General features: G+C 71.3%; 1 pseudogene. It reads left to right on the top strand.

Going from position 1 to position 1,089, the window contains the following annotated elements:
- Positions 1 to 584 (top strand): annotated as a pseudogene (locus tag PROKR_RS35830) (hypothetical protein); the annotation flags it as partial.
- Between the last annotated feature and the right edge of the window lie 505 nt (positions 585 to 1,089).

Genomic DNA, 1,089 nt, shown 5'->3' with positions numbered 1-1,089 from the left:
GTGCTGACGGTGCCGGCAGCGGTGACGGTGCCGGCAGCGGTGACAGTGCCGGCAGTGATGGCGCACGGGCCGGAACCGACGGCACGCGCGGGGCGGGCTCGGGCGACGACGGCTCGGGCGACGACGGCTCGGGCGACGACGGCTCGAACGCCGTCGAGGACTCGGCCCGCGACATCGCCGGCAGCGTGTCGACGTGGCTCGACAGCCTCGGCACGCCGGGCGACTTGTCCGGCGACAGCTCCGACACCGAGGACACCGAGGCAGGCGGCGGCACGTCGGACGACTCCCGCGCCGATGCCGGGACCGTAGACGACGGTGCCACGCGCAGCACCGGGGACGGCAGCAGTAGCAGCAACGGCGGGAGCGACAACAGCAGCGACGCCGACGGCAGGAGCGACCCCGACGGCAGCACGGACCGCGACCCTGATTTCGACGGTCCCGCCGGCGCGGACGGCGCCAACCCCGGCGTCGGCGCGGAACTGACCGGCTGGTTCACACGGCTCGGCATCGCGGGCATCCCCGCGTTTCTGTTGCTGGTGTTCCTGCTCTGGCTCTGGGACCGCTGGTCGCGCGCTGACGACTGAACGACGGATGACCGCAAGGGGTCAGAGTTCGAGGGAGTGAGGCTGCCGCGCCGGACGAGGCGCTTGTGCGGCGAAGCCTGAACGCCCCGTAGCTCCGAACTCCCGACACGTTGTCCACAGGACGAGCGGCCGGGTTCTGCTATTGGCAGAGCGGGCCGGTTCGGCGAGCGGTGCGTACAGGTGTGCGATATGTTGATGGCATGACGCGAACGGGTGAGGTACCAGAACGAGCAGGCGAGCAGCCTGCGCAATCGGTGCTGCCCGGGACAGGGTCGAGACTGCCTTCCGGGTCACTGCCCGGGAGCGAGCCGAGACTGCCTGGTGGGTCGGTGCTGCCTGGGGACGGACCGGGCTTGCCTGGCGGGTCCGTGCTGCCCGGCGATGCCGAGACGTCTGGTGCGCCCGCGTCTGGTGAAGCTGTAGACGTTACGGCCGTGCGGACGGTGCGCCGGGCCCTGGCAGAGATGATCCTGCCCGGTGCCACTGACACTCCCGCCAGTGTGCC

Origin of the sequence: Promicromonospora kroppenstedtii DSM 19349 (genome assembly GCF_000515355.1) — a bacterium.
GTDB lineage: Bacteria > Actinomycetota > Actinomycetes > Actinomycetales > Cellulomonadaceae > Promicromonospora > Promicromonospora kroppenstedtii.
Note: the sequence above shows the minus strand (reverse complement) of the source record. Positions and strands in the feature narration are given on the sequence as shown.